Source organism: Mesobacillus selenatarsenatis SF-1 (assembly GCF_000813125.1).
In the GTDB taxonomy this organism is placed as follows: domain Bacteria; phylum Bacillota; class Bacilli; order Bacillales; family Cytobacillaceae; genus Mesobacillus; species Mesobacillus selenatarsenatis.
Genome location: NZ_BASE01000012.1, coordinates 101146 through 128005 on the forward strand (window position 1 = coordinate 101146; position 26860 = coordinate 128005).

Annotated in this window: 32 protein-coding genes; 8 read left to right on the forward strand and 24 right to left on the reverse strand. The window is 38.6% G+C overall.

Annotated elements, in window-relative coordinates:
* Positions 1–37 precede the first annotated feature (37 nt).
* From TY49_RS02865 to TY49_RS02875, 3 genes are all read right to left on the reverse strand, one after another.
* A complete protein-coding gene (locus TY49_RS02865) occupies positions 38–412 on the reverse strand; it encodes a VOC family protein (protein WP_041964388.1) in 375 nt (124 codons plus the stop codon).
* A 185-nt stretch (positions 413–597) separates the two neighbouring features.
* The gene (locus TY49_RS02870; protein WP_041964389.1) at positions 598–1062 is read right to left on the reverse strand and encodes a hypothetical protein; all 465 of its coding nucleotides are present in this window, start codon (positions 1060–1062) and stop codon (positions 598–600) included.
* Between the two features lie 164 nt (positions 1063–1226).
* Positions 1227–1679 carry a hypothetical protein gene (locus tag TY49_RS02875; protein WP_041964390.1) on the reverse strand — a complete coding sequence of 151 codons (453 nt, stop codon included), beginning with the start codon at positions 1677–1679 and terminating at the stop codon, positions 1227–1229.
* 1046 nt (positions 1680–2725) lie between these two features.
* Here TY49_RS02875 and arr point away from each other — a divergent pair.
* On the forward strand, positions 2726–3142 hold the full coding sequence (gene arr / locus TY49_RS02885) for an NAD(+)--rifampin ADP-ribosyltransferase (protein ID WP_041964391.1): 417 nt from the start codon (positions 2726–2728) through the stop codon (positions 3140–3142).
* 404 nt (positions 3143–3546) lie between these two features.
* On the opposite strand, the gene TY49_RS25135 is transcribed toward arr, so the two are convergent.
* Both TY49_RS25135 and TY49_RS02895 read right to left on the reverse strand, forming a co-directional pair.
* A complete protein-coding gene (locus TY49_RS25135; RefSeq protein ID WP_052442064.1) occupies positions 3547–3981 on the reverse strand; it encodes a hypothetical protein in 435 nt (144 codons plus the stop codon).
* 399 nt (positions 3982–4380) lie between these two features.
* Complete coding sequence (locus TY49_RS02895) at positions 4381–5397, reverse strand: STAS domain-containing protein (RefSeq protein ID WP_041964392.1); 1017 nt, start codon at positions 5395–5397, stop codon at positions 4381–4383.
* Positions 5398–5576: 179 nt separating this feature from the next.
* Between TY49_RS02895 and TY49_RS24500 the strand changes: the two genes are divergently transcribed.
* Positions 5577–5717 (forward strand): hypothetical protein, encoded by a 141-nt coding sequence (locus TY49_RS24500; RefSeq protein ID WP_156972589.1) that lies wholly within the window; start codon positions 5577–5579, stop codon positions 5715–5717.
* A gap of 82 nt (positions 5718–5799) precedes the next feature.
* Here TY49_RS24500 and TY49_RS02900 read toward each other — a convergent pair whose 3' ends face one another.
* The 4 genes from TY49_RS02900 to TY49_RS23775 all read right to left on the reverse strand — a co-directional run bounded on the left by TY49_RS02900 (position 5800) and on the right by TY49_RS23775 (position 9525).
* Positions 5800–6006, reverse strand: coding sequence for a hypothetical protein (locus tag TY49_RS02900; protein ID WP_041964393.1), 207 nt, complete (start codon positions 6004–6006; stop codon positions 5800–5802).
* A gap of 134 nt (positions 6007–6140) precedes the next feature.
* Positions 6141–7799, reverse strand: a complete 1659-nt coding sequence (locus tag TY49_RS02905) for a catalase (protein WP_041964394.1) — start codon at positions 7797–7799, stop codon at positions 6141–6143.
* Positions 7800–8159: 360 nt separating this feature from the next.
* Positions 8160–8900, reverse strand: a complete 741-nt coding sequence (locus tag TY49_RS23770) for an STAS domain-containing protein (protein ID WP_052442065.1) — start codon at positions 8898–8900, stop codon at positions 8160–8162.
* Entirely contained in the window at positions 8893–9525 is a 633-nt protein-coding gene (locus TY49_RS23775; protein ID WP_052442066.1) for a TetR/AcrR family transcriptional regulator, read from the reverse strand. The genes TY49_RS23770 and TY49_RS23775 overlap by 8 nt, the downstream gene beginning before the upstream one ends.
* 242 nt (positions 9526–9767) lie before the next feature.
* On the opposite strand from TY49_RS23775, the gene TY49_RS02920 reads away from it, so the two are divergent.
* Positions 9768–10004: a hypothetical protein gene (locus TY49_RS02920; RefSeq protein WP_041964395.1), complete on the forward strand. Its 237-nt coding sequence runs from the start codon at positions 9768–9770 to the stop codon at positions 10002–10004.
* A gap of 58 nt (positions 10005–10062) precedes the next feature.
* Here TY49_RS02920 and lepB read toward each other — a convergent pair whose 3' ends face one another.
* Both lepB and TY49_RS02930 read right to left on the reverse strand, forming a co-directional pair.
* Positions 10063–10608 (reverse strand): signal peptidase I, encoded by a 546-nt coding sequence (gene lepB, locus TY49_RS02925; RefSeq protein WP_041964396.1) that lies wholly within the window; start codon positions 10606–10608, stop codon positions 10063–10065.
* A 115-nt stretch (positions 10609–10723) separates the two neighbouring features.
* A complete protein-coding gene (locus TY49_RS02930; protein WP_084135358.1) occupies positions 10724–10957 on the reverse strand; it encodes a glutaredoxin family protein in 234 nt (77 codons plus the stop codon).
* Between the two features lie 221 nt (positions 10958–11178).
* Here TY49_RS02930 and TY49_RS24505 point away from each other — a divergent pair, with 221 nt between their 5' ends.
* Positions 11179–11334 (forward strand): hypothetical protein, encoded by a 156-nt coding sequence (locus tag TY49_RS24505; protein WP_156972590.1) that lies wholly within the window; start codon positions 11179–11181, stop codon positions 11332–11334.
* Between the two features lie 4 nt (positions 11335–11338).
* Here the strand turns inward: TY49_RS24505 and TY49_RS02935 are convergent, their stop codons facing one another.
* On the reverse strand, positions 11339–11665 hold the full coding sequence (locus tag TY49_RS02935; protein WP_041964443.1) for a YnfA family protein: 327 nt from the start codon (positions 11663–11665) through the stop codon (positions 11339–11341).
* A 262-nt stretch (positions 11666–11927) separates the two neighbouring features.
* Here TY49_RS02935 and TY49_RS02940 point away from each other — a divergent pair, with 262 nt between their 5' ends.
* A complete protein-coding gene (locus tag TY49_RS02940; protein WP_041964398.1) occupies positions 11928–12674 on the forward strand; it encodes an AAA family ATPase in 747 nt (248 codons plus the stop codon).
* 24 nt (positions 12675–12698) lie between these two features.
* Here TY49_RS02940 and TY49_RS02945 read toward each other — a convergent pair whose 3' ends face one another.
* Positions 12699–13415 (reverse strand): phosphatase PAP2 family protein, encoded by a 717-nt coding sequence (locus tag TY49_RS02945; RefSeq protein WP_156972591.1) that lies wholly within the window; start codon positions 13413–13415, stop codon positions 12699–12701.
* Between the two features lie 333 nt (positions 13416–13748).
* Here TY49_RS02945 and TY49_RS02950 point away from each other — a divergent pair, with 333 nt between their 5' ends.
* The 3 genes from TY49_RS02950 to TY49_RS02960 all read left to right on the forward strand — a co-directional run bounded on the left by TY49_RS02950 (position 13749) and on the right by TY49_RS02960 (position 16936).
* The gene (locus TY49_RS02950) at positions 13749–14600 is read left to right on the forward strand and encodes a patatin-like phospholipase family protein (RefSeq protein WP_041964399.1); all 852 of its coding nucleotides are present in this window, start codon (positions 13749–13751) and stop codon (positions 14598–14600) included.
* Between the two features lie 2 nt (positions 14601–14602).
* The gene (locus tag TY49_RS02955; RefSeq protein ID WP_232310360.1) at positions 14603–15157 is read left to right on the forward strand and encodes a nucleotidyltransferase domain-containing protein; all 555 of its coding nucleotides are present in this window, start codon (positions 14603–14605) and stop codon (positions 15155–15157) included.
* 756 nt (positions 15158–15913) lie between these two features.
* Entirely contained in the window at positions 15914–16936 is a 1023-nt protein-coding gene (locus TY49_RS02960) for an NADP-dependent oxidoreductase (RefSeq protein ID WP_041964400.1), read from the forward strand.
* 409 nt (positions 16937–17345) lie between these two features.
* Here the strand turns inward: TY49_RS02960 and TY49_RS02965 are convergent, their stop codons facing one another.
* The 11 genes from TY49_RS02965 to TY49_RS03015 all read right to left on the reverse strand — a co-directional run bounded on the left by TY49_RS02965 (position 17346) and on the right by TY49_RS03015 (position 26682).
* The gene (locus TY49_RS02965; RefSeq protein ID WP_041964401.1) at positions 17346–17843 is read right to left on the reverse strand and encodes a P-loop nucleotide/nucleoside kinase family protein; all 498 of its coding nucleotides are present in this window, start codon (positions 17841–17843) and stop codon (positions 17346–17348) included.
* A 219-nt stretch (positions 17844–18062) separates the two neighbouring features.
* Positions 18063–18347: a hypothetical protein gene (locus TY49_RS02970; RefSeq protein WP_041964402.1), complete on the reverse strand. Its 285-nt coding sequence runs from the start codon at positions 18345–18347 to the stop codon at positions 18063–18065.
* 33 nt (positions 18348–18380) lie between these two features.
* Complete coding sequence (locus TY49_RS02975) at positions 18381–18923, reverse strand: hypothetical protein (protein ID WP_041964403.1); 543 nt, start codon at positions 18921–18923, stop codon at positions 18381–18383.
* Between the two features lie 290 nt (positions 18924–19213).
* Positions 19214–20641, reverse strand: a complete 1428-nt coding sequence (locus TY49_RS02980; RefSeq protein WP_041964404.1) for an aldehyde dehydrogenase family protein — start codon at positions 20639–20641, stop codon at positions 19214–19216.
* A gap of 17 nt (positions 20642–20658) precedes the next feature.
* The gene (locus TY49_RS02985; RefSeq protein WP_041964405.1) at positions 20659–22290 is read right to left on the reverse strand and encodes an acetolactate synthase large subunit; all 1632 of its coding nucleotides are present in this window, start codon (positions 22288–22290) and stop codon (positions 20659–20661) included.
* Between the two features lie 147 nt (positions 22291–22437).
* Entirely contained in the window at positions 22438–23214 is a 777-nt protein-coding gene (locus tag TY49_RS02990; RefSeq protein WP_041964406.1) for a TerC family protein, read from the reverse strand.
* Between the two features lie 336 nt (positions 23215–23550).
* The gene (locus tag TY49_RS02995; RefSeq protein WP_041964407.1) at positions 23551–23808 is read right to left on the reverse strand and encodes a hypothetical protein; all 258 of its coding nucleotides are present in this window, start codon (positions 23806–23808) and stop codon (positions 23551–23553) included.
* Between the two features lie 101 nt (positions 23809–23909).
* A complete protein-coding gene (locus tag TY49_RS03000; RefSeq protein WP_041964408.1) occupies positions 23910–24323 on the reverse strand; it encodes a hypothetical protein in 414 nt (137 codons plus the stop codon).
* A 17-nt stretch (positions 24324–24340) separates the two neighbouring features.
* Positions 24341–25201 (reverse strand): permease prefix domain 1-containing protein, encoded by an 861-nt coding sequence (locus TY49_RS03005; protein ID WP_041964409.1) that lies wholly within the window; start codon positions 25199–25201, stop codon positions 24341–24343.
* Positions 25179–25526, reverse strand: a complete 348-nt coding sequence (locus TY49_RS03010) for a PadR family transcriptional regulator (RefSeq protein ID WP_041964410.1) — start codon at positions 25524–25526, stop codon at positions 25179–25181. The genes TY49_RS03005 and TY49_RS03010 overlap by 23 nt, the downstream gene beginning before the upstream one ends.
* 919 nt (positions 25527–26445) lie before the next feature.
* Complete coding sequence (locus TY49_RS03015; protein ID WP_041964411.1) at positions 26446–26682, reverse strand: hypothetical protein; 237 nt, start codon at positions 26680–26682, stop codon at positions 26446–26448.
* Positions 26683–26860 lie beyond the last annotated feature (178 nt).

Sequence of the window (26860 nt, forward strand, 5' to 3'; positions counted from 1 at the left end):
GTGATCTTCCACTAAATATTACCTTAATATATATTTCTCACCAGTGTACTTGGAGTTTATTTCCATTTAAATCAAAAAAGTGAAAAAAGGAATGTCCATTATCCTCTTTTATATCCTCAACCTTAACACCATTTTCAATAAGGTGTGTATGAAATTTAGATAGTTCTGGACTTGTAAAACCAATGCTAAAGGCTGGAACATTACTAATTGTAAAATGTGCAAATGTATCATCTTCAGTAGGAACTAAGATAAGTAAAAAAGGTCCCTCATTAACTTTTATAATGGCAAATGGATCCTCAGTAATGGTTAATAATTGAAGCCCTAATATATCTCTATACCATTGTGCAGACTCCTCCAAGTTTTTCACCGGAATTCTAATATAATGTACTTGTTCAATAAATGAATTACTCATAAACTACCTCTCCTTTATTTAGTATGGTTTATTAAGTAATTCCCTTTTCATATCCCTTTTTCCTTCCAATTTATTGAACTAACCTGCTTCGTTTGTTCAATAAGGAATTCAACAAAAAAGGCGTTTAATCCTTCTGGATCAACGCATTCGTTAATTCTATATGAATTTATAATGACGAAGGACTATCAAACAGACAAATCGATAAATTCCAGTTTCATTTCTGCTTCTGCTTTCGATCGATAAACGGTAATTTTATCATAGGGTTTCAAGTTATCTTGCCATGAACCTATATTACTCAGAAAATCTTCTCCGTTTTTAGAAATTATCAAGCACTCTAAATGCCTATTGATATAACAAATTGGTGTATCACTTTTCAAATCACATTGTTGACCAACAGTTCCGATAAATCCACCTTTACTATCTTTTGCCATAATATCTACATATGGAACCGTATAAAATTCTAAATGTGGAATATCATCGTCAAAGATAAATTGAATATCATAATCGTTAGCATATTTTTGATACTCCTCATTTTTATGATAAACACTCATAGGATAAATTGTTGTACCTGCTGGTATAACCTCAGTATCTTTTAAATTTACATTTATGGCTCCAGTTAATTCTGTTCTATCTAGATAAACTTTTCGCATCTCAAACCCCCGTTTAATCTGATTTTAATGTAAATGCTAATTCCTTTTGTGATTTCTTATTGAACTATCCTGCTTCTTTAGTACAATAAGAAAAGGCTGCCACAACGAAAGCCCTGATCTTCAACTCACCACCCGTTTGTTGAATACCTTTTTAAAAGTAACAGTTAATCTCCAGTTCTCCCGTCTAATGACCAATAACCGCCACCCAAGCCAGCATCATCTACTCCATAAGGATACGAAGTACCACCTACCACCTTACCTTCTACAACATATACGTAGGTGTAAGCTTTACCTTTTGATTTTACTCCATCACAACATTCCCAATTATCCAATGGGTGATTTTTGACGATAAATTTCTCGACATCAACTGTTTTTTTATAATAGGGAACTGGGTTATTCCCAGGGACACCCCAAAAGAATTGATATGGCTTCCTTTCAACTTTACTTTTTGTGATTTTATAGCTTTCTTGATGTTTTTCATAAGAAAGCACATTGTACCCTTGTTGCTCAAGATATTCTTTTGCAACCGTAGCAGTCTCTGATAATTCTTTATCCTGACAACCAACTAAACCTAAAAGTAGTGCAATAAATAATAAAAGTATATTACTGAATTTCATTTTCTCCCCTCTCCTTCCAAATATAAAATTAAACTTGCTTCTTCAATTAACCTGCCAGTTTGTTTTATAAGCGAATTCCACAAAAATAGCGTTAATCCTTCCTGGATCAACGCACCCGATCGTCTAATTGTATGGTTTCACAAACTCCTGTTTTTCCTGCGTTCCATTGATTTAGAGTATCCAAAACAATCTCTAAATAGTTTCCTACCGATATATTGATGAAAATTATTGTATTTAAATCTGTAATATTCGTTCCAATAGCTAATCATTCTGTTATAGCTTTTGCAGAACGAAACATTATTTTGAAGACAAAATTTTTTGATTCTTTCTGTGTCCTGGTCTTTTAAGATTTCATAAATCATTTCTAATATTTCTAAGACATATTCATCACATATTTTTACGATGTATGGTATTGGCCAATCTTTATAATCCATCAAAAGCAATGAATTCATATGTTTTTGTCGTACAAAACCGTCACAACTTCTTGAATAAATGCAATGCACAATCATTTTTTGTTGTTCATTAAAACTGTCTATAAATTCATCTGAATTATCGATGTAATAAATCCGATAAGGAAATTTAATCACGTTATCATCTTGAAAATACTCAACAATCTCCTCTGATTCTCCAATAGTGACATTATTATAGGTCTTTTGCGAAATGAGTTTAATTATTTTATTCACATCATCTCTCAAATTGATTGGAAATCCATCGTGAAAAATACAATCACACCCTTGCTTTGAGCTTCATTTGTGTTGTTCAACTGCCTCGTTTGTTTAATAAGAGTTCAAAAAAAGGCGGTTAATCCTTCTGGATCAACGCACCCTATTGTTGCTTAAAAGTATAAGACATATGTCAGTTTAAAAATCCGCAACAACCCAAAATGGTGATGCTAAATTAAAACGTAAATAGGTTAGTTGTCGTTCGAAATCATTCTCTCTACTTACATTATACAACTATAGATAAATAATTTATAGACTACTTTTTTTATCATTCCAATAATATACTGTTATACACAAATCTAAAAATATAAGAGGTGTATCAGTATGAATGACAAAAAAGATGTCTTAGATAATGGTCCTTTTTTTCATGGTACTAAAGCAGCATTAAAAATTGGTGATTTATTAGAACCACAACACTTATCAAATTACCAAGATGAAAAATCTAAATATATATATTTTACTGCAACATTCGATGCTGCTAAATGGGGTGCTGAATTAGCAACATCTAAATCAAAAGAAAGAATTTTTATTGTAGAACCATTAGGTGATTTTGAAAATGATCCGAACTTAACTGACAAAAGATTTCCTGGCAACCCAACACGTTCTTATAGGTCTAAATCTCCTTTGAAAATAGTAGCAGAATTAAGTTCATGGGAAAGACATTCCGATGATGAAATAAATCATATGCTTGCATCTTTAAAAAAGTTACGCGAACAAGGAAAAGCTGTAATCTACGATTAATCCTTAAAAACGTGATGCCTTAAGAGAGGCAATTCAATTTGCTTTTCCGATTTGGTTTTCGCTTTCGGCTATTGCACCAAAGTGGTGCAATAGTCTGTTTTTGAATGTTGAACTAAACCACGTTTCTTCAACTAATCTCCATATGTGCAATAAGGATTCACCAAAAAAGGACGGCACTCCTTCCTTGGATAACGCACCTGGATATCTTCCCTGATTTTAAAACCTGCTTTTCCAGTCATAATAAAAATCCTGGAGGGTAGTATGTATTGCATCTTTCTTCATTAGTTATGTAAAGACTATCGGCCAAACTCGAAACCTCTTCTGCCATATTGCCATAATCTAGTCCAAGTAATTTTGAAAGGTTATTAATCCATTGGAAGCCGTTACATTCAGCGAATCGTTTTTCATCGATTGATTTTTTGGACTTTATTAAAAATAATAACGACTAAAATACACAATATCGAAAGTATAAAAATGTTTAGAATACCTTGCTTTCCATCAAATTCATATTCTCCTTCTCTGTATGCCTTTATATATTGTCCATCAGATTCTCCTATGGCTATTGCATCGTCCGTACCTATACCTTCAATTGAATAGTATTTAGTACCTTTCTTATAAGCATTAGAGAAGTTACCAGAATACTGTTCCATATCCGAATACCTTGAGACCTGACCAATTTCACTATCAACTTCTGTTACATTTTCATTACTTATCACATAAATATATCCGTCCCAAACTACAAATGAATATGCCCAAGATGTTGCCATTGGCTTACCTGATGAAAAAGAGGTTAATACAATTAGAAAAACTGTAATCAAAAATAAGTGATTGCTTCTCAAGCAAATCTCCCTATCCTTCTAGTTTGTTGTATTTTTTAATTTTCAGGTTCACCCCTACAAGAATCATAGCGATAATAAACGCTATTAGGCTCCATTTAAAAACCCAATTGCATAGGATGGAATCCCTTAAGTAGCAAAATGCAAATAAAAATAATTCACTTTGATATTATCCCCCGAATTTAAGATTCATTTTTCCACTCCTTACTTCTCGGGATTAAGAAGAATTACAAGAAAAAATGCATTACTCCTTCTTAGGATTAATGCACCAGGTTATTTAAAAAACAATCAAATTTAGTTGTTTTTCTTATCCAAAGATGTGAATTTAGTATGGAATATAGTTTTTGTCATTTAATAGAGAATGTCGAAAGGATTATAGGATAGTTTTACTTCACTTCTTCCTTAAACAATCCTCCGCCCGCTTTTTCCTAGGGCATAGTAAATACCATGCTGCAAGGTTTGAAGACATTCATATTTTCTCAGGCCGGTCAATGTTTCGGTTATCACCATAGCCAGTTCAGCTGAAATCCCTACAAGGATCACCTCTACTCCGAGCAATCTGGCCGCCGAACCTAATTTTTCGATCAACTCGGCCGTATAAGGGGAGATTTCCTTATTTAAGCCAGTAAGATCAAGCAAGACATATCTGGCTTGATATTTTGGCAGATTGTTCAGCGTGTTCATTATCAAATCTTCAGCACGATCCTCATCGTATCTCCCAATCAATGGGACAACGACAATTCCATCTAAAACCGGAATGAGCGGAGATGATAATTCCTTCACCAAATCCTGGAGCATTTTGGTTTTTTCCGCTACCAGGTTCTCCAGCTGCTGGATTTGCTTTGCTTCTTGTCTCCTTGCCATCTGCCAAATGCTTTGCTGTACATTCATGTCAGATGGGAAGTATTCCACAACGGTAAATGGGTTGGAGTCATTTTGGTACTCGACGATCTTATACCAGAAGTTCCTCCCAAACAAGCCAGTAAAAACACCTGCATAATGCGCAGGAACAAAAATGCCTTGTTTTTCTTGGGCACCAAGTTTATTCATTTTATATTCCCAGTCATCTTTGATATATAATGTGAAATTCTTCGTATCAACTTCCATTTTTTCGACTCTCACATAACCCCAGCCAGCTGGAACATATGTATCCGAGAGCCAGGCCACCACATTGGATGTATTGATTTCCTTCATTTCCTTGAAGCCTTCACCGACGATGATTCCCTGGCGGAATCCAGTAGCCTCAAGTACAAGATTCGTGGCCTCTTCCCCTGTAATTTCATTAATTGTGTCAAAGAAAGTTTTCATGGCAGACACCCAGAAAAAAACAACGTCTCCCCCTTCAAACAACACTTGTCCAGTAGTTAAATCCCACTTCAATTCCACGCCGCCAACAACAAGATCCTTTTGCATCTCCATTTATTTCACCTACTAGTAATAGATTATGTAAAAAGTAAATTGAGATTTATTATCATTAATTCGACCAATTATCTCTCATTTCCTGCTAAATTTGACAATTTTATCAGATTGGGTAGTTGAATTGCAAATGGCTTATATATTATATCCAAGGGTAAATTAGTAGTGAAAGCGAGGTGTTTATGTTGAAGAGCACACAAAAAGACCGGTTGCTAGTCGGAAGTTCTATTCTATCCGGAGTGATGAGTACTGTTATTTTAGGTTTGACCATTTACCACAACGCTAAAGTGCAGAATAAGCTTGATAAGCTAAGGAAGGATTAGTGATTCTGTCACTATCCTTCCTTTTTAAAAATAGAATATCCCACACTTTCTCGAAAAAGAAGAACTCCTCTCGCGGAAACATTTACCCATAAAATCCAGTAACATTCAAAAATAATACACCAACCAATGTCACACAAATACCAGTTAGTGCAACGATCCCGGTTGTCCTGAACTTTTTCGTATCGAACCACACGGTTAAAGAAACAATGATGGTGAAAATGATTCCAAAGAAAATAGCAGCTGCCGGATTCGTTGGACCTAGCCAATCATACCAATTCAAAAAATCCATAAAACCACACACCTTCCAATCTTTTACTTATATACGATATAATCACTATTTGGTTTCATTTTTCCCATTTTATAAACACCGAATAAAAGAAAAGGCTGCATAGAGACAAAACTCTATGCAGCCTTTTTTCGATTTTAATATGGACCTGATTCGTGGCTATTCTTCACTGCATCTTTTGTTGCTTCATTTGCAGCTAGTGAACCTTGCCCACCCTGTCCATATTTAGAGTTACCTGATTCACGGCCTGGAACTTTGTCTTCTTTAGCCATTGCTTCGAGTTCCTTCACACGCATTTCGATTCCTTCCTTCACTCGACGGCCATAGTCTTCATCCGCTTGTGTGAAGTGATCAATCATGGCATCCTGGATCTTTTTGTTGCATGCCGCAAGTGCTTCAGAGAGGTTTTTGATCAACTCGTCGCGCTCCCAATCGTCAAGGCTGCGATATGTGTGTCCTGCTTGACCGTAGTTATTAGGACGGTCAATTGGCTCGCTCACTACCGCTGCATTGTAAGATGGCTGATGTGGCGGATGGCCTTCATTGCCCGTTTCCTCGAAGCCTCCTAGCATCGATGGCTCATAGTTGATATGTGGATTGTCCCCAGACTCTTTCGGATCACGGACATCCATTTGTCCGCGATGCTGGTTCGTGCGAATAGGTGCTTTCGGTGAATTAACCGGCAATTTCAGATAATTGGCACCGATTCGGTAGCGCTGTGTATCAGAGTATGAGAATGTACGGCCTTGAAGCATTTTATCATCCGAGAAATCCATTCCATCAACAAGCACCCCTGTTCCGAAGGCAGCTTGCTCAATTTCAGAATGGAAATCAACTGGATTACGGTCCAGCACCATACGTCCTACAGGCAGCCATGGGAACTGATCCTCTGGCCATAGTTTCGTATCATCGAGCGGATCAAAATCAAGTTCTGGATGGTAATTATCCTCCATGATCTGGACGAAGAGCTCCCATTCCGGATAGTCTCCACGCTCAATCGCTTCATATAAATCCTGGGTTGCATGGCCGACATTTTTCGCTTGAATCTCATTGGCCTCATCTTGTGTCAGGTTGCGAATTCCCTGTTTCGGCTCCCAGTGATACTTGACGAGCACAGCCTCGCCTTTCTCATTTACCCACTTATAAGTATTAACACCAGAACCCTGCATATGGCGGTATGTAGCCGGAATACCCCATGGTGAAAATAGGAATGTAATCATATGTGTAGCCTCAGGAGTTCTAGAGACAAAATCAAACATGCGCTCAGGGTTTGGCACATTTGAAGCCGGATCCGCTTTAAACGCATGAATCATATCAGGAAACTTCATTGCATCGCGGATAAAGAAAATCTTCAGGTTATTCCCGACTAAATCCCAGTTGCCATCTTCCGTATACATTTTAACCGCAAAGCCTCGAGGATCACGTGCCGTTTCCGGAGAATCCTTCGCCCCAGCGACTGTCGAAAAACGGACCATTAGAGGTGTTCTTTTTCCCGCACCTGAAAAAACCTTCGCTCGAGTATACTTCTCAACTGGTTCATCGCCCACTTTTCCGTATGTTTCAAAATAACCGAACGCTCCAGACCCGCGTGCATGTACAACCCGCTCAGGGACTTCTTCGCGATCAAAGTGAGAAATCTTTTCGATGAAATGGTAATTTTCAAGAGTTGCCGGACCACGATTGCCGACAGTACGGATATTTTGGTTATCTCTAACAGGATGTCCCTGGCGTGTCGTTAGCTTCTCACGATTCAGGTCAACACTGTTTGAAGTATTATTATCCTTGTTCTCCGCCAAAATGAAAAACCTCCTTTAATTCGTCACCCTTATACTATCTCCGATTGGGAAATTTATACATCATCACAGGGTTCACTATATAGATAAATAAATTGTTTCAGTTGTCATATCATTGTTATCAAATGCTTATCTTTGTTTTACTCATAAAAAATAGGAATTTAAGTATGTTAAGAGACTTCAATCTTTTCGGAATAAATTTCCATTCCATCCAGTTTATACCCTTGTACAATGTTGATTAAACAGTCTAATTTTACGGTTTTAACCCTAGAAGGGCTATTCAAAGCTATAAACTGGAGATGCAGCCTTTCCAGAGTACAGAAAAGAAAAAAGCGCAGGAATATATCCTTACGCTTCTAGTAATTAATCTATAAATCTACTCAGCCCTGTGCTTACATTGTTTATAAACTTAAAGTCATTATAATCTGATTCGGTTTCTACCCATTTTCTAGCCAGTTCTGGCCGTATCCCGCTTATTAGAACTTCTACCCCCAGCAATTCAAGGGCTTGTTTTGCTTTTTTCAGGGATTCTATAAAATCTGAATCAGGTTCTCTGACCGTCGATAAATCAATGATTAGCGATTTAACGGTTTTTTCAGACACTTGTTTTAGCGTTCGTTCAAGTTTTAATCCTGACTGTCCAGGCACCCAATAAATCGGAAGAAGGGCAACCTTATTTTTAAGAGGAATGAGCGTAGCAGATAATTCATCAATACGTTCACTTAATTCATTTTGTATGGCGATCGTATCAGTAACATCCATGAAAAACACGGCAGCGCCCATGAATCCTGCTTGATGTTCTAAGATGGATGTACGGATATCCAAATATTTATTGTATTTTCCCCATTTATAAGGCATTGCCTTTACATAGTATTCCTCTTTATCCCTTACCGTTTTCTCTACAAAACGGACATCATCTGGCGCATCGGGCCAAACATCGTAAGCGTTCCTTCCCATTACGCTATCACCGTTTACACCGAGAATCTCCTTTGCTAAATCATTTATAAAAATCACATTATATTGTGGATCCAGAGCCATAGCTGCCTCAGTTACCGAGTTTAACATTGTAGAAAGTAATATTTCAGATTGAACTTCATTAGACATTTATTATTTCCCCCGTATTGGTCTGCCTTTTATCCGTTGGCTTGATTCCCGACCAAAAATGATGCCAACCATCCTCTAATAATTCGGCAGTGTCCTCGTTTCCTTTTAACAATCGTGCTGTCAGGATACCATCTATTAATATTTGAAAAAGAGCGACTAGTTTATCTGATGGAGTATTAAGTAGTTCCCCGTTCTCAACACCTTGTCTAAATAAGTCAGCAAGCTCTTTGTGAAAACTCTTTGCCACAGTTTCGGCAGAAATACTTTTAATATGATTTTCGAGGTGTTCAGGTGGAAAGACACTAACTCTTCGCCAGAATTTTGTTACATCTTTCATATCAATCCAAAGCTGCATGTACCAGCGGAATACCTGAAAAAGTTGATGTTCCACTGGTTGATCTTGATCCTTTAAAGTAGAGAAAAATTGCTCCACTTCAGCTTTATAAATATCTGCTACATATTGAATCACCGAGATAAATAATTCATCTTTGCTATTAAAATGTGCATAAATAGAAGACTTTCGTATGCCAACTTCCTTAGCAATCATTGAGAGAGAAGTGCCATAATATCCTCTTTCCGCGAACAAAATCAGTGCTTCTTGGTTTATACGATCCAGCGAGTTCATTTTTACCTACCTATCGTTCGGTTTTTTATTTAAATTATAGCAAATATCTTTATTCACTCCAAGGATAAAGTGATAAATAACCTTTGCTATAAAGGTAATATGAAAATAAATATCGCCTCTTTTCTATCTGCTGTTATCTATTCCGGTAACGGAATTCGGGAAGGTAACTCTGTCAAAGTTGAGTACCATCAAAATCGAAACTTTTCCAAATGTAAAACGTATACAAATCAGGAGGTGCTGGAATGACTATTAAAAGCTTGGTTGTTACACTTGGAACGCTTATTTTAACGACAGGTTTGCTCTTCTTAGTCGGACATATTTTTACGATTCGCTGGTTAATGTTTTATTACGAATACACTTCTGATGCAGAGGGTTTCTTCATTTCTGGCGGGTCCATGATCCCATTGATTGTCGGCCTGATTTCCAGCTTCATTGCTGAAAAGGTTTATGCATATAAGCAAAACCAAAACCATGGATAAGAACTCCTAACTAAAAAAAGCATTGATCCCTGAATCAATGCTTTTAGTGTGCTGAGAATTATTCACCTATAATCTTCATTTCTTTTAAAGGATAAAAAACAACCTTCGTTTTTCCAACGATACTTTCAATAGGAACTGCCCCTATATGGCGGCTATCCTTACTATTCCTTCTATTATCCCCCAGCACAAAAACATGCCCTTCTGGAACAACATCACTGCCAACAGGCGTCTCATCTAATGTAAAAGAACCAGTCAGCAGCCCATTCGTAATGAGATTTTTGCTTTTATTCAAATATGGTTCTTCATAAGGCTTGCCATTTATGTAAAGCACATCGTCTTTGTATTCTACCCGGTCACCTGGAAGTCCGATTACCCGTTTGATATAATCCTTGTCCTCGGTTGCATGGAAAACAACGATATCAAACCGTTTTGGTTCGCCGATTTTCGTGACGAACATCCTCTCCTGGCTATGCAAGGTTGGCTCCATGGAAGCACCTTTTACCTCTATGGGAGTCATTAAAAACGATCGAACAACAAAAGCTATTACGATTGCGATAAGAAATGCCTTTGCCCATTCCCAAATTTCATTTCGCTCTTTTACCATATGGCACATCCTTTCCAAACTATTCTATTGGATTCTATTTCCACATAGAACATTGGAAATCCTTCTTGCTTAAAATTCAAAATAAAAAAGAGGCAAAAGCCTCTTTTGGTCATAATTATTTTTTCACATGCTGCATCAGTGTATCCGGGTCAAAACCAAGAACCCAGTTGCCATTTACCTTTGTTTGCGGCACACCCATCTGGCCAGTTTCTTCAACCAGCTTTTGCGCAGCCTCTTGATCGTATTGAACATTAACTTCTTTGTAGTTTAATCCTTGACCCTCAAGGAATTGTTTCATCATTGTGCAGTAAGGTCAAGTGTTCGTTGTGTAAACAGTAATATCATTCATTCTGAATGCCTCCTTAATTTTTATACCCTATAATGTATTATCCCAGTTATGCTAAATTTATGCAAAAAAGAAGTATTGGGATACCTATGTTTTTCCCTATTTCACTGAAAAAAAACAGGATGGGAGGTATTCTTATAGTAGGTGGGTACCTAATTAAATGCAAAGTAATCACCCGAGAGGTATAATGAAGGAAACATACTCCTAGAGCGGAGGCAAGATTTATGGAACTTCTCATGATCCCAGTTGCTATCGTATTTATTGCCATGTTCATACATGCTGTTAATGATGTTTCAAAAGTTCGAAAAGAACTGGAACTTGTAAAAAAACAGAATAAAGAAATTATTGAGTTATTGAATTCTAATAAGAAAAGTATGTAGTTTTTTACTGTCGTGGAGCAAAAAGCATAACCGAAACACCGATTATACATATTCCGGCTCCAACCCAATCGTAAAAATCAGGAGTTTTCTTATCAACTCCCCACCCCCATAGCACAGACAAAACAATGAACACGCCTCCATAAGCGGCGTAAACTCTGCCGAATGATGGGAAAGATTGAAACGTAGCAATGACGCCGTAAATAGCGAGTGCCAATCCTCCTCCTATCCCCCAATAAAACGGTTTTCCTTCCCTCAGCCAAAGCCAGACCAAATATCCTCCACCAATTTCGGCTATTCCTGCAACAATGAACAAAATAATCGCACTAAAAATGAGAATCACTTCCTAGGTAGATATGCATCTGCATTATAGCGTAATTTTATATGGTGCTTATAACCTTGCTTCACTTTTTATAGCGATATTTTATTTTTAATAGCGAAAAATCCATTTTAATAGCGAAAATCTATTTTTAATAGCGAAAAATTTTATTTTATAGCGATTTTTTCATTTTTATAGCGAATTGGAAATTCAGCTTGTTTTTTTCCAGTTTTAATTTGTTAAAATAAAGAAAACCATTAGTCAGGGAGTTGTATTTATGCTGAATTGGCAATATGTGAGAAGTATCAGTCTCAAGAGTGAGGAAGTGCCATCATTTCGAGATTACCCGTTTAATCTTCCGAGTTTTAAAGCATTGAATGAATTGACTCTCCACCCAAAGGTGACATTTCTGATTGGTGAAAATGGAATGGGCAAATCGACATTACTTGAGGCGATTGCTGTTGGACTGGGTTTCAATCCTGAAGGCGGTTCATTTAATTTCAATTTTTCAACTTATGACTCCCATTCGGATTTAGGGAATTATTTACGAATTGTAAAAGGAGTAGAACGGCCACAGGATGGATTTTTTCTGCGTGCTGAAAGCTTTTACAATGTCGCTTCCAATATTGAAGAACTCGATCAGGAGGGCCCAGGTCCAAAGATAATTGATTCATTTGGCGGAGAGTCATTGCACGAACAATCACATGGCGAGGCATTTTTCTCTACCTTCCTTCACCGGTTTCGCGGCAATGGCCTATATATTTTGGATGAACCCGAAGCAGCACTCTCGCCGTTGCGGCAAATGTCGATGCTGACGCGCATCCATGATCTAGTAAATGATAACTCCCAGCTGATCATTGCCACGCACTCGCCAATCATCATGGCCTATCCTGATGCAGCGATCTATGAATTCAGTGAAGAAGGCATTTTTAAAAGAAAGCTGGAAGAAACAAATCATTATCGCATCATGAAACAGTTTTTCGATAATACACCAAGGATGATTCACCACCTATTAACTGAATAAATTTCAAAAAACGGCTTTTCCTTATTACTTATTGATAATTCGCTTAAAAACCCTGGTCACTTTAATGAAATTTCCCCTCTGCCATTTAATCCATTCGAGGGTAAGTATGGTGATCGTAAGCCAGATTGCTCCGGCTAGATGGCCCGCCAGGACATCACTTGGAAAGTGGGCTCCAAGGTAAATACGAGTAAATCCGATCCAGACAACCAGAAAGCCTGCTACAAAAATTGCTATCCATTTCGTGATAGGCTTTCTGGCAGAACGGACGATCAAATAGGCGATAAATCCGTAAAAAATCAGCGAACCCATTGAATGTCCGCTTGGAAAGCTGTAGCCAATTGCATCGATCTCAGGATTAATAGAAGGACGCCCTCTTCCGTAAAGATGTTTCAACAATTTCGTCAGCGCTCCCCCACCACCAATGGCCATTAATAAAAACAGAATGCCTAATTTATCCTTTGCCTTTACCCATAATGCGATTACTGCAGCAAGTGTGCATAACGACAAAAACCAAACAGAACCTAGCTCTGTAACAAAAATCGTGATCTGGTCCAAAGTACCGTTTTCTATTAAGTTAATCCTTTGAATGACCGCCTCATCAATCGCATTGATTTCATTTTCCAGCATTTCCTCTGCTAGTTCCGAAAATATGATAATAAAAAGGACCGACATTCCAGCTCCAGCGATCATCAGCAAAAACGGCAACCCTGCCTGCTTCAATTCTTCCTTATTTAATTCCACAACACCTACCTCCCTTTACAATATAAAAAACGGCTCATTCTTCAAATATGTAAATCCAGTAAACCTAACATTTTATCCAAACCATATTAAACTTTTACCCGACATAAATCCAAGTAAACGGCACTGATTTAGTACTATCAGTGTTGACAACAGCGGTTGATTTATTTTACTAATAAAACTTCGTCCAACCTTATATCTTTGTCCATGAGGATGCTTTCCCAAAAATTACTTTTTCACAATCATAACTTGTAAATATTTGCATACTCTGTGATAGACTATTTTTATAGAAAACAACATGAGACTGATAGAAATAGATTTCAAGGGGGAGTAGTAGTGTATAACAGTGGTTTAATCCTTGAAGGCGGAGGCATGAGAGGTGTCTACACTGCCGGGGTGCTGGAGCACTTTTTAGAAAATGAATTATTTTTTCCGTATGTCATTGGCGTTTCTGCTGGTGCATGCCAGGGCTCTTCCTATGTTGCTAGGCAACCTGGGCGCAACAAGCAAGTCACGATTGATTATGTAAAACACCAAGATTATATTTCTTATAAAAATTTACTTTTAAAAAAGGAATTATTCGGGATGGATTTCATATTTGATAAACTCCCTAATGAGCTTGTTCCATTTGATTTTGAAACTTTCAACAACGCTGCTGAAAAGTTTCTTGTTGGTACGACTGATTGTATCACCGGCGAACCGGTATTTTTTGATAAAAATGATGTGCCCGAGGATTTTCTTAAAATCATCAGAGCATCCAGTACACTACCGTTCATGGCACCGGCTATTGAGTTCCAGGGCCGGACGCTGATGGATGGAGGCATTGCGGATCCCATTCCAATAAGGAAAGCAATGGCTGATGGAGTGAGAAAAAACGTAATCGTTCTTACGAAACCAAAAGGATATCGCAAGAAGAAATCTTCCCTGTCCTGGCTGCCACGATATGTATATAAAGAATACAAAGGGCTGCACACTGCGCTCGAGACTCGCTACAAGCTGTATAACGAAACTCTTGACTATATTGAAGAACTAGAATCAAAAAATGAAGTCTTCGTCATTAGGCCTTCAAAGGATCTCAAAGTAGGAAGAGTTGAGCGCAATCCCGATAAACTGACTCAATTGTATGAAGTTGGATTTGAAGATACAAAGGACAGTTTCGGTGAATTGAAAGACTGGCTAGGTGAGTAAAGATGGTGTTAAATGATGCACTTGAAGTTTTATCAAATAGCCTTAAACAAGACAATAGAGTTCAAGCTATTTTCGTGAAAGGATCTGTTGGACGCGGGGAGCAAGACGAACATTCTGATTTGGATTTATATTGCCTTGTTGAAGAGAATGACCTCGATGCTTTCCTTCACAGTCGTATCCATCATCTAGAGTCATATGGAAAATTGCTTTTTCATGATGACATTTTCATCGTTGCACCACAGATTCTTGCAGTTTATGAAAATATGCTTCATGTAGATTTGTTTACAGTAACAGAGAAGACTTTTATTGAAAAAGACTCCTTTAAAGTCATTTACGACCCGGATCATCGTCTGGAAAAATTCAAAAAAACTCAAAACCTCAGGTTATCTGCAGATGAATTCCAGGATGCAGTCGATGACATCGCCTGGTTTCTTTTTCAATACAAAAAATCTGCAGCAAGAGGCAATGATTTATGGTCAGTGAATATGCTCAATCAGGTCACGTCACATCTATCAAGAGTGTTGCTGCATAGATATAAACCGAACGAGCCCAATTAGGATTGAAAACAGCAGAAACTTCACTGCCAGAAGAACTGATTAAGAATATCAGCAGAATCCAGGAAAACATCACCCCGCAAAACATCAAATAGCTGCTGTGTTGCTTCGTGATCTGTTAAAACGGGAAGCGGGATGGGTCCTCAATGAAGTGGCTAATCCAGCCAAGATAGAACCATTATGGAAAAGGGTTTTGAAAGAGTAGTGTTTGCATTTACATGCTTTCGAATAAGTTCAATCCCCTTGGGCAAACATATCATATTTCCATTCCCAATCGCTTTCATTGATCCCTGTGCCTAAAAGCCCACTCCATTCCCGGAATAAGCTTCAGAGTGTAGACCCTTTGAAAATAAAATGGCGTGTAAACTGACACCAGTTTTACACGCCATTTTTCTGATTTTTTAAGTATTCACATTCAATATGAGCTTTTGGGAAACCTAAACATACAAACCATGCCTTTTCAGTAACTTCTTTACCACAATAGATTTTTGCCATTCTAAAATAGACTTCTTCTACTTTATTCCCAACTGTTTCAGGAAAAGGTTTGGCAGTAACTACACTCCATTTAGTATTTATGTAAGGAAACCATCAATTCCAGTTCCATTAGTTTTTGGTATTAAAGTATTTAATGCATCATTTACTTCTTTGCTATCCTTGGTGGATGGTTGCTCTATTTAAATGGAAACCACCTTAACAAACCATATGAATTTGAATGGACCCTGCTTTCCTGTATATTAAGGCTAGAAACAATTAGGAAGGATGATTACTATTACTATTCAAAAGCAAATACAGCTTAAAAAGAGACCAACAGGAGTTCCTACTTCTGAACATTTTGAATTTGTGGAAGTTCCTGTAGAGTCACCTGCAAAAGGAGAAATACTTTTGCAGACTATTTATATTTCGGTTGATCCTTACTTACGAGGGCGCATGAATGACACCAAATCCTATATTCCACCGTTCAAATTGAACGAGGCGATTTCAAGTGGAGTAATTGGAAAAGTAGTTGAGTCAAAGTCAGACCTTTTTGAAGTTGGCGATTTCGTAATCGGCTCATTAGGCTGGCAGCAATTCTCGGTCGCAAAAGATAATACGGTACGTAAAATTGACCCGAATCTGGCACCAGTCTCCGCTTACTTGAGTGTATTGGGCATGACCGGACTTACGGCGTACTTTGGCTTACTGGATATCGGGAAGCCGAAAGCAGGAGAAACCGTTGTTGTATCCGGTGCCGCAGGAGCAGTCGGTTCGATTGTGGGTCAAATCGCAAAAATCAAAGGTGCAAGGGTCGTTGGGATTGCCGGTTCCGATGAGAAGGTTCGTTATCTTCTAGATGAACTTGGATTTGATGCAGCAATAAACTACAATACACAGGATGTTGGCTCCGCTCTAAAAGAGGCGTGTCCTGATGGAATCGATGTCTATTTCGAAAACGTAGGCGGAGAGATTTCAGATACAATTTTCCCGCTCCTGAACAACTTCGCAAGAATTCCTGTCTGCGGAGCGATCTCAGCTTATAACAATTCTGAGCCAGATGTAGGGCCGCGGGTGCAAGGGTACTTAATCAAGACTAGTTCGTTGATGCAAGGTTTCACTGTCGGCAATTACTCCTCCCGTTTTGGCGAGGGAGCCAAAGAATTGGCCAGCTGGCTTTTAGAAGGGAAATTGAAGTATGAAGAAACGGTTACAGAAGGCTTTGAAAATACAATAGATGCATTTTTGGATTTGTTCAAAGGCGCGAATCTCGGAAAAGCTATCGTGAAAGTTGCAGATTCTGACAAATAACTTGAAATGCGCAAGCGCCATGTCCAGTTCCGACAAGCGCTGGAGCTGGACAATTCTCAGAGTGAATTTCACACTTTCTTAGTTCATTAAACAAACCGTTCCGGTGATATTTCTAAACCGTTCCGTTTTAGGGTGCATACCCTTTAAATGACAATGAAAATGGCGTGTAAACTGACATCAGTTTTTTGACACGCCATTTTTCTAATTATTGTATTTTCGGACCCGAAATATAATGGTTCTTATTCAACATAAGCACCCTGATAGTTTAAGTGTACCACTTCATAAAGTTACATCGATTTTAACAACTATACATTGAAACTTACTTTACTCACATTCCATTTTTTTATATCATATTGAGCACCTCCCAGAACAAAAGGTACTCTATACACACGAATCATTGAACTCCTTGTTATTCTTTTCCGCTAAACTCTAAAATATTTAAACCCTCAGATGCCTCTGGTGCTTCAAAAAATTTAGTAACATGAATAAACACCGATTCCGTGTCAAAAGCTGCTCTTTCGGGTTGTTCGATACGCCTTTGTGCAATTTGACGTAAGCATTGCCCGTTATTTAGATTAAGGAAAATTAGTTGATGGCTTGCATTGACCTCTGACGCCATATCCAAAAACCACTTTCGCAGTTTTTGAGTGTTAGCTGGAAAATCCATCACTACATCTGTACCGACACTTAATATGTTTTGGACATGCTTTTTAACCAACGGCTTGAGCTGCGCTGAGAATTTTAGGTAGTCCTCAAATGATGCAATCTGATTGGGATAAATAGATGAAAGCCATTCATCCTCAGACAACAGTACCGCATGTTTATCTATCGCCAATTGTTTTGATTTAGTTGATTTTCCAGCTCCCATTTTTCCACAGAAAAAGTATAGCGTCCCCAATTGTTTCATATTTTTTAATCCCCCCCGTGGTTATTTTAGTTAAAAGCTTTTACTTCGTTAGTTCCCATAGACATTCTACTCTTATTAATATTTATATAAAATTTTACTTATTCTACCAATTTGGTTCGTATTCCTTCTTGAACTAACCTCCCCGTTTTTTCAATAACAATTGCCTATTCGGCAGAGCGGTCTAGTACACTTGCTCTCCCTGGTCCTTAGAATTAAAAGCTAAAGAACTTGCCTCAATGCTTGGTAAACTGCTGGATTAGTAATGAAACCCAAAAGCAGTAATGTAACACCTATCTTTTTACTTGTTCTAGTTATTGCTTTATTTTTCCTGAGAGAAATGACTGAAAAGATTGTGAATACAGGATATACAATATAAGAAATTGCAATAATTATTAAAAAAGCATCTCTTGCATTATTTGTTATTAATTCAATCCAATATCCTAAAGTCCATTGCAAGAAGCAAATTCCACTTAAACTAATTAAGAACCATATTGGTAATTTCATAATATAGACTCCTTTGCAGTCCCCTTTACTTTCTTACATCTCAGCAACTACATTACCAACTTCATCTATGAAGTCTATTTTAATGTTATTGAAGTTATCTTTATTATCGTTCATCATTAACCAGATTCCAGTTTTATCATTTAGCATAACAATATCTGCTTCATTTCCATTTACATTTATGGCCTTTATCTCAGTAACTATATCCTTTGGTATGACTCCATGTAAAAGAATCTCTCCATTTAATTCATCAACAAAAGTTGAATAAGAGTAACCCTCATTACTATTGTTCGAATAATATGTTCGTTTCCAACCAAATACTCCTTTCTCAAACAGAACTAATGAAACATTATCATTAACTTCAAATGGTACAAATACAGGTTTACCTTTTCTGTAGAACTCTTTATTACCAATTGCATTCTGAGCAACTTCAGTTTTAAATTCACTGTTCATGTATTTTTCGAAAGCTTCATCGACTGTTTTGGAACCTAGATTAATTGTTTCTATAATTGCAAATATTACATATATAAAAATGATTGATGTGCCAATAATTATGGTTGCTTTTTTACGGTTTCCCATACAAACCTTCACCCTCTTTATATTCTCACTCATGAACTTTTGAGTAACGTGCCTCTTTAATTCTATAAGCCTTTGGAATGTAGAATTTATAATGTCAGCGGAAATGACTTTTCTTTTGTTCCGCTGTTTATAATAATATAATTATTATGTCATTTTTGATCTCGATACTCTATAAAAAGTGTATGAGTCTTTTTATATAAAATGAAAATGGCATACGTCAATTCGTATGCCATTTCTTTTAAATATATATCGTTTTCCATCTTAAACGTAACGGTTTAAATCACACCGAATTATAGCCGAACCCCAATAAATTTCATTTCAGTCATTTCATCCATCGCATACTTGACGCCTTCTCTACCTAGTCCGCTTAGTTTCACGCCGCCATATGGGTAATTGTCCTGACGGTATACCGATGAGTCATTGATCCAGACTCCTCCCATTTCGAGGCTGTCTGCAACTCGATAAGCGCGGCTGATGTCTTTCGTAAATACGCCTGCCTGAAGACCATAGATGGAATCATTGGTATTTTCAACCGCTTCTTCTTCTGTATTGAAAGGCAGCACGGTTACAATTGGTGCAAATGCTTCTTCCTTAACGACTTTCATGTCCTTTTTTACATTGGTGATGATTGTCGGGTACATCATCGTACCCTTTCTTTCGCCACCTGTTTCTATAGTCGCTCCTTGGTCTCTCGCTTCTTCCACCCATTCCTGGATTCTTTTTGCCGCGTTTTCATCGATCATTGGGCCAAAATCAGTTTCTTCTTCCATCGGATCACCGATGTTCAGTTGATTCGTTGCTTCAATATACTTCTTGAGGAACTCGTCATAGATACCTTCCTGGACGTATATTCTTTGAGCGGAAACACAGACTTGTCCTGAATAACCAAAGGCTGCATTAACCAGCCTATCGACGGCATCCTCAATATCGGCGTCCTCAAAGACGATATTCGGCGAGTTTGAACCGAGTTCCATTGTGACCTTTTTAAAACCGGCAGTGTCGCGAATGATTTTCCCGACTGTCAAACTGCCGGTAAAAGTGATTTTTGGTACATCCTTATGCGGAACAAGAGTGGTTCCTGCCGTTACACCGGTGCTCAGGACCAGGTTCAATGCTCCATCAGGCAACCCTGCATCCTTTAAAAGCTTCGCAAGCATGTAGGCTGATACAGGCGTTTTTTCAGCTGGTTTAAAAATAACCGTATTACCCGCAGCAATAGCCGGGGCAATCTTATGCAGCGATAAATTCAACGGGAAGTTAAATGGAGTGATGGCACCAATTACACCCATCGGAACCCGCTTCACCATTCCCATTCGGTTATCCCCTCGTAGCGCAGCATCCATTGGCACCACTTCCCCTGCCGTATGTTTAGACAGCTCGCTTGAAAATCGTAGAATTTGAATTGAACGCATAATCTCTGCCCTGCTATGCTTGATGGGCTTTCCCGCTTCCACCGCTATGATCTCGGCAAATTCCTCTTTCTTTTCTTCCAAAAGTTCGGAAGCTCTAAGAAGAATATCTGCTCTCTCATGTGCCGGCATTGTTTTCATCGTTGTATGGAAGGTCTGGAGGCTGTTTTCGATTGCCTCCTCCATCTCCTTTTCACCAGCAAGATGCATTTCTGCAACCAACGCGCCGCTGTATGGATTCCTTACTTCCATCGTTTCAGCGCTAGCATCAATCCTTTCAGCACCGTTAATGATCGAAGCAATTTTCATGACATCCCCTCCTGTTCCTAGCTTAGGATTTCACCTAATTTTTCGGTTAGCTTCATGTTTTCGCTGTAGTCCACAGGGCAATCGATTAGAACTGGTTTATTCATGGCGACTGCTTTCTTGATCGCACCCTTCAATTCTCCGGCTTCATTTATGCCAATCGCTTCAAAGCCATAGGATTGTGCCAGCTGGAGGAATTCCGGGTTGCCGAATTTGACATTCGAAGTTCTGTTAAATTCCCTGCGCTGATGCCATTCAATCAGACCATAGCCGCCATCTCTCCATAAAAGGATGATAATCGGCAGATTCAATCTCTTTGCCGTTTCGAGTTCGGCACTGGACATTTGGAACGCTCCGTCGCCAACGACCGCGACAACATTCCGTTCCGGATGGACCATTTTTGCAGAGATTGCCGCAGGGACAGCAATCCCCATGGAAGCCAACCCGTTGGATATCAGACAGGTGTTTGGCTCAAAAGTATGATACATTCTTGCCATCCACATTTTGTGCGCTCCGACATCCGAGATGACTATATCCTCCTCGTTCATCACTGACCTGAGGTCATGGATGATTTTCTGCGGTTTTACTGGATAGCTTGTATCGTCAGCAAAGGTCTCGTATTCATTTAGCGTTTTTTCCCTCACGTTTGCTACCCACTTGTTATCCCTGTCAGTGGATGAGATGACCTTTTCTAACTGCTTGAGATTTTCATTGATATCACCAATCACGCTATGTTTGACAGGATAATTTGCGTCAGTTTCAGCTTCTATTGTATCGATGTGTAAAATAGGGCTTTCTCCATCAGGGTTCCAATTTTTTGGCGGATATTCAGCTATGTCAAAACCAATCGCAATGATCAAGTCGGACTGTTCAAAACCACATGTGATATAGTCCTTGCCGCTAATGCCAGCAGTCAAAAGACTTTGATCATTTTTCCAGGAAATCGCTCCTTTCCCCATGAAGGTATGAACGACCGGAAGATCTGCTTTTTCCGCGAAAGTTCTTAGGCTTTCCTCAGCCTGTCCTCTTTCAACACCCATTCCGGCAAGAATCAGTGGATGCTTCGCCTGTTCGATAAGCTTAGCTGCATCTGTGATAACTCGTTCTCCCGCTTCCATAATAGTCGGCTCAATGATTTCCAGAGGTTTACCCTCTACTTCCATCGCTGCTATATCTTCTGGCAGGTCGATATGGGTGGCTCCGGGCTTTTCCCCTTGTGCAACATCAAATGCTTTCCGGACAACCTCCGGTATAATTTCCGCCTTTTTCACCTGTGTATTCCACTTTGTCACCGGCTCAAAAATGGAAACCAGGTCATAATATTGGTGTGAAATTTTATGCTGGCGGTCCAAGCCTGCCTGTCCTGTGATGGCAACGATCGGGCTGTGGTCCATATTTGAATTGGCCACCCCTGTTAAAAGGTTCGTCGCGCCTGGTCCAAGAGTCGCAAGGCAAACCCCCGGCTTACCGGTTAGTCTCCCGTAGGTCCCAGCCATAAAAGCGGCATTCGTTTCATGTCTTGTTACAATGAATTCAATGCTCGAATCGAGGAGAGCGTCCATAATATCAAGGTTTTCCTCACCGGGAACACCGAAAATGTATTCAACACCTTCGCGTTCCAGACATTTAATCATTAATTCAGCTGCTTTCATATCAACACTCCTTTTCGTGTAATAATCCTTATAATGACTATTCCACGTAGCAGTGCAGATAAACTTTTAGTAAAGAATGGAGGACTGGAACAACAAAAAAAGTGCGTCAATCCCGATCAGGATTACACGCACTTTTTCCTTCATTAATTATAAAGAGTTGCCTTCACCCTTAGGTTTTTTCGCAGGAGCAAACCATCCCAGAAGGGCTATTCCGATCAATACTCCATAGAAGATGGTTGTCCAAAGTGTGCTATGAGGGAAATCATGATGCAAGACAGCAATATCTTCATGTGCAAGGGTAATGACTGCAAGTTTCACACCAACCCAAGCCACAATGGCATACGCGGTTGTTTCCAATGCGGGACGCTGATCAAGCAGCTTAACGAACCAGGTAGCTGCGTATTTAATCAAGATTAGCCCGGCAATTCCTCCAAGAAGAACAACAATGAATTTTCCACCGTCCATACCGCCAAATTCTCCTAGCGGTGAGTCTGGTAGACCAAGGGCAAGAGCAACTGCCGCAAGAATTGAATCAATGGCAAAAGCAAGGTCTGCTAAACCGATTTTACCAACAGTCGGCCAGAAGCCCATTCCTCTCGCTTCCTTCTCTTCTTCCTCACGAATATTTTCATTTTCCTTACCAAACTTAGCCTGGATGACGTGCTTCAATCCTAGGTAAAGTAGGTATGCTGCACCGATTGCCTGTACCTGCCAGACGTTTGCAATGAATGAAATCGCAAATAATGCCCCAAACCTGAAGACAAACGCCATTATAATTCCATAATTTATTGCTTTTTTCTTCTGATCATCAGGTAAATGTTTCGCTATGATTGCCAGTACAAGCGCATTGTCAGCCGATAGCAAACCTTCAAGACCGATCAATATTAATAATGCCCAGGCATATTCAAGCCAAATTCCTTCCATCAACCTCTCTCCTTCCTCTTTCACAACTCTTATGTAAATGTCTCATTAACATTAGAATTACCCATTAAGCCTTTCACAATCCAAATGAATATTGCTTAATTTACTGAGTTACATTCTATGTCTTCTTCATTTACCTATTTCCATATACCTTTTAAAAGCAATAGATAAACTTACCAATAGAATTATGGTAGAGACTTTAATACTTTATATTTTTCCAGGAAAATATTCAACATATTTGTTTTTTCAGAAACAAAAAATAAACAGACCAGCTTGTCCGTTTTGTTGATCACATTTACGGTTCTGCTAACCAGCGGTAAAGTCGAATATTGTCAATACCTACTTTATACTTCTATTACCTTTTTCTTTTTGTTCCTTTAAAGCCAGGCTTATAGCCATCATCAACAAAATCAAATGCGATGCAAAAAATACCAGGGAATAAATTGAATTTAATGCTAAGGCTATCGCCACAGATGAAGTTGCTAAGAAAATTAGGCCTACAATCGCTCTCTTTTGCCCTTTTGGTCTAGTTCTCATGATGAAAATGCTTAGTGAAACTATTGTTAAAAAAGCTATAACTGAAAGCGTAATCTGCACGGATAGTACCTCCCTTTCAGCTAGTCAATTTTTTACACTTCCCAATTATACCACTTTTTTCCGTAATGAAAATAAAAAAAACTGCCAATCCCGGCAGCTAATTAATGATTTTGATTATTAAAACCAAACGGAGTTGGGACTACTTTTTCCAGCCGTAACAGATATAACGCGAACCTTCCCATCCTTCCATCAATGATCTTCGTGTCGTCGGCACCATCATTTTTGACAACCTTGTATTTCACTTCATTCCCAACGCCATCTTCCGCCTTCCCTACGAATAACACTTCTACCTTCTCATCCGGTTCAGTTGCAATGAAAGCGTAAGATGAACCATCATGTTGGAACATCCCTGTTCCGCCAGGACCGATTTCTTTAATAAAGTTCCTCTGTTGATCTGGAAGGCTCTCATAGCTTGCCATGATATATTTGATTTCTCCATCCCCAAAATCGGTCATTATAAACGCAACTAGCATGACTAATAAAAATGGGACAATTCCCCTCTTAAGTTCCTTCATACTTACCTCCGAAGAAGTTAAAGTGATTGGCGATAAAACATCCGTGACACTTTTTGGCTAAAAATCGTGATTCCCTTGATGGATATCGTATGCTGCAGGAAAGCGTACAAAATGAAGACATTTATAAAAAGGACCGACCACTCACCACTTGATTGAAACATTGCCAGAAATACACCAATTAAGAGCATCGCCCAATACTGGAAACTCGAGTTCAATATCCTTTTCCATGTAGGGGTGTAATTGTTAATGGTGATGAATTGCATTGCAATAATCACATACCACATCATGTGGATTGTCACGAATTCAAAAAGCCCGCCAGAACCAGTCAGCCTATTCCAATCCAAAGTGAATAAGTGGGCACCATATTGATCTAATGACAATGATGAACCATACATTCTTTTAAAAAGCTGAAAGAAAAATACGTAGATGGCGATCAATCCGATAACAGACAGCCTCCAGTCCGACTGACGTTTGGCAATAAACCGATGAACAAGATAAGCAAAAACCAATGCTATAAGTGAGGCAGAGATAAAATATGGCTGAAAATAGGCACCTATTAAAATCATTGGGCCAATCAGGCTGGCAATGATGCAAAGAACCCCAATCACACTTTCTTTCTGGATATGAGACTTGATAGCGCTTGGATAACTTTGATTCACTTCCGTCTGGATCATCTGCATGTCCCCAAATTGCTCAAGAACACTTTGGATTGCCTCTGACTTTTCCAGGCCTTGTTTTTGCAAGGAGGAGTAGTGGTCATATAAATGCTGAGTCCACTCTTCTTCCACTTCCCTTTTTTCCTCTTCCTCCAGATGTAAATCACGAACCAGCCTTTTGATATAGTCGTCGAACTGTTTAATTGATTCTTGTGTTGACACTTTCATCACCTACAATTCGATGTACGACTTTCTTGAACATATTCCATTCTTGCTTTTGATCTGCCAAAGCTTTTTTTCCAGTTTTGGTGATTCGATAATATTTACGGCGCGGACCATCCTGGGAACTTACCCAGTAGCTTTCAACCATTCCGGATAGCTCCAGTTTTTTCAGCGCAGGATACAGTGTTCCTTCTTTATAGCTGAGATAACCTTCACTCACCTCGTGAACTTTCTCCGTAATTTCATACCCGTACATCTCTTTTTCCGAAAGCAGCGACAACAAAATCATGCTAGTACTACCTTTTAAAAGCTCGGTTTTACTCATGCATTGGCCTCCTCTATATCGCCTTACTACTTACTAGGTATATCGTAACACTATATAGTAGTGAACACAATATAAAATTAGATCAATTTTCCAATTTTATTACGTTATAATATTTTAAAAATACTTATCAGTCTCAGCATTGGTGGTGATCATTATAGTTTTTCCGAAGTTGCCACAGGGGTTTGCCAAGTTGCCAGGGTTAACGCGTAGCTATCTTGACAGATTCTCCTCATAACCATCCAAAGCTATCTTAATTCCTTCGTTTTCTTGACAGGTTTTCTTCATTTACCTCCAAAGCTGTCATAATTCTTTCGGATTCTTGATAGGTTTTCTACTTTTACACCCAAAGCTGTCATGATTCTTTCATTTTCTTGACAGCTTTTCTACTTTTACACCCAAAGCTGTCTTAATTCCTTCGTTTTCTTGACAGCTTTTCTTCATTTACCTCCAGAGCTGTCTTAATTCCTTCGTTTTCTTGACAGCTTTTATTCATTTACCTCCAAAGCTGTCATAATTCTTTGGTTTTCCTGACAGCTTTTCCTCATTTACATCTATAGCTGTCATGATTCTTTCATTTTCTTGACAGCTTTTCTACTTTTACACCCAAAGCTGTCTTAATTCCTTCGTTTTCTTGACAGCTTTTCTTCATTTACTTCCAAAGCTGTCATAATTCCTTCGGGTTCTTGACAGCTTTTCTTCTTCTACACCCAAAGCTGTCATAATTACTTCGTTTTCTTGACAGCTTTTCTTCATTTACCTCCAAAGCTGTCATAATTCTTTCGGATTCTTGATAGGTTTTCTACTTTTACACCCAAAGCTGTCATGATTCTTTCGGATTCTTACAGCTCGTAGTTGTTCTAAAAGGCTTTACGCCCAATAAAAAAAGCTGCCAATTTTGACAGCCGTTACAGTACTAACATTAATATTCGTCTCGTTGAGCTCTATCAGCTTCCCTATTTTTGAGTTTTGTTAACCTGTAATCATGGCCTTTTGATGCGGATGAATGTGAGTGGTGAATGTTGTGTTTTCTTTCCTTTTTCCAGTCATGATCGTCTTCATCATATTCATGGAGAAAATGAGCAGACCGCATTTCTTTTCTGGCAGTGATCACACGTTTCGATGGACGTCTTTTACCTGATTGAATCCTTTTATCCATCTCTGCACCCCCTGGTATTCAGCGGTTCCTTCCCTTTTATTTTACCATGATTTAAATTTTCCTATTATGAACAACAGTTGAAATTTTTTTTAATGAAAATGTCAGTGGCTTGCCATCGCTGCTATGTCTTGTACAAAAACTTATTCACAATGAAGATTTTATAATTTCTTCCTAAAAA

Excerpts from the sequence above, each read along its gene's own strand:
- TY49_RS02965 (WP_041964401.1), bottom strand. The coding sequence starts at position 17,843 with ATGAAACAATTGGGGACGCTATACTTTTTCTGTGGAAAAATGGGAGCT.
- lepB (WP_041964396.1), bottom strand. The coding sequence starts at position 10,608 with ATGGTAAAAGAGCGAAATGAAATTTGGGAATGGGCAAAGGCATTTCTT.
- TY49_RS02940 (WP_041964398.1), top strand. The coding sequence starts at position 11,928 with ATGCTGAATTGGCAATATGTGAGAAGTATCAGTCTCAAGAGTGAGGAA.
- arr (WP_041964391.1), top strand. The coding sequence starts at position 2,726 with ATGAATGACAAAAAAGATGTCTTAGATAATGGTCCTTTTTTTCATGGT.
- TY49_RS02875 (WP_041964390.1), bottom strand. The coding sequence starts at position 1,679 with ATGAAATTCAGTAATATACTTTTATTATTTATTGCACTACTTTTAGGT.
- TY49_RS02980 (WP_041964404.1), bottom strand. The coding sequence starts at position 20,641 with ATGAAAATTGCTTCGATCATTAACGGTGCTGAAAGGATTGATGCTAGC.
- TY49_RS02970 (WP_041964402.1), bottom strand. The coding sequence starts at position 18,347 with ATGAAATTACCAATATGGTTCTTAATTAGTTTAAGTGGAATTTGCTTC.
- TY49_RS23775 (WP_052442066.1), bottom strand. The coding sequence starts at position 9,525 with ATGAACTCGCTGGATCGTATAAACCAAGAAGCACTGATTTTGTTCGCG.
- TY49_RS02900 (WP_041964393.1), bottom strand. The coding sequence starts at position 6,006 with ATGGATTTTTTGAATTGGTATGATTGGCTAGGTCCAACGAATCCGGCA.
- TY49_RS03010 (WP_041964410.1), bottom strand. The coding sequence starts at position 25,526 with ATGAGTAAAACCGAGCTTTTAAAAGGTAGTACTAGCATGATTTTGTTG.
- TY49_RS03015 (WP_041964411.1), bottom strand. The coding sequence starts at position 26,682 with ATGGATAAAAGGATTCAATCAGGTAAAAGACGTCCATCGAAACGTGTG.
- TY49_RS02990 (WP_041964406.1), bottom strand. The coding sequence starts at position 23,214 with ATGGAAGGAATTTGGCTTGAATATGCCTGGGCATTATTAATATTGATC.
- TY49_RS24500 (WP_156972589.1), top strand. The coding sequence starts at position 5,577 with ATGTTGAAGAGCACACAAAAAGACCGGTTGCTAGTCGGAAGTTCTATT.
- TY49_RS02955 (WP_232310360.1), top strand. The coding sequence starts at position 14,603 with ATGGTGTTAAATGATGCACTTGAAGTTTTATCAAATAGCCTTAAACAA.
- TY49_RS02960 (WP_041964400.1), top strand. The coding sequence starts at position 15,914 with ATGATTACTATTACTATTCAAAAGCAAATACAGCTTAAAAAGAGACCA.
- TY49_RS02975 (WP_041964403.1), bottom strand. The coding sequence starts at position 18,923 with ATGGGAAACCGTAAAAAAGCAACCATAATTATTGGCACATCAATCATT.
- TY49_RS02985 (WP_041964405.1), bottom strand. The coding sequence starts at position 22,290 with ATGAAAGCAGCTGAATTAATGATTAAATGTCTGGAACGCGAAGGTGTT.
- TY49_RS02865 (WP_041964388.1), bottom strand. The coding sequence starts at position 412 with ATGAGTAATTCATTTATTGAACAAGTACATTATATTAGAATTCCGGTG.
- TY49_RS02895 (WP_041964392.1), bottom strand. The coding sequence starts at position 5,397 with ATGGAGATGCAAAAGGATCTTGTTGTTGGCGGCGTGGAATTGAAGTGG.
- TY49_RS24505 (WP_156972590.1), top strand. The coding sequence starts at position 11,179 with ATGGAACTTCTCATGATCCCAGTTGCTATCGTATTTATTGCCATGTTC.
- TY49_RS23770 (WP_052442065.1), bottom strand. The coding sequence starts at position 8,900 with ATGTCTAATGAAGTTCAATCTGAAATATTACTTTCTACAATGTTAAAC.
- TY49_RS02920 (WP_041964395.1), top strand. The coding sequence starts at position 9,768 with ATGACTATTAAAAGCTTGGTTGTTACACTTGGAACGCTTATTTTAACG.
- TY49_RS03000 (WP_041964408.1), bottom strand. The coding sequence starts at position 24,323 with ATGAAGGAACTTAAGAGGGGAATTGTCCCATTTTTATTAGTCATGCTA.
- TY49_RS02870 (WP_041964389.1), bottom strand. The coding sequence starts at position 1,062 with ATGCGAAAAGTTTATCTAGATAGAACAGAATTAACTGGAGCCATAAAT.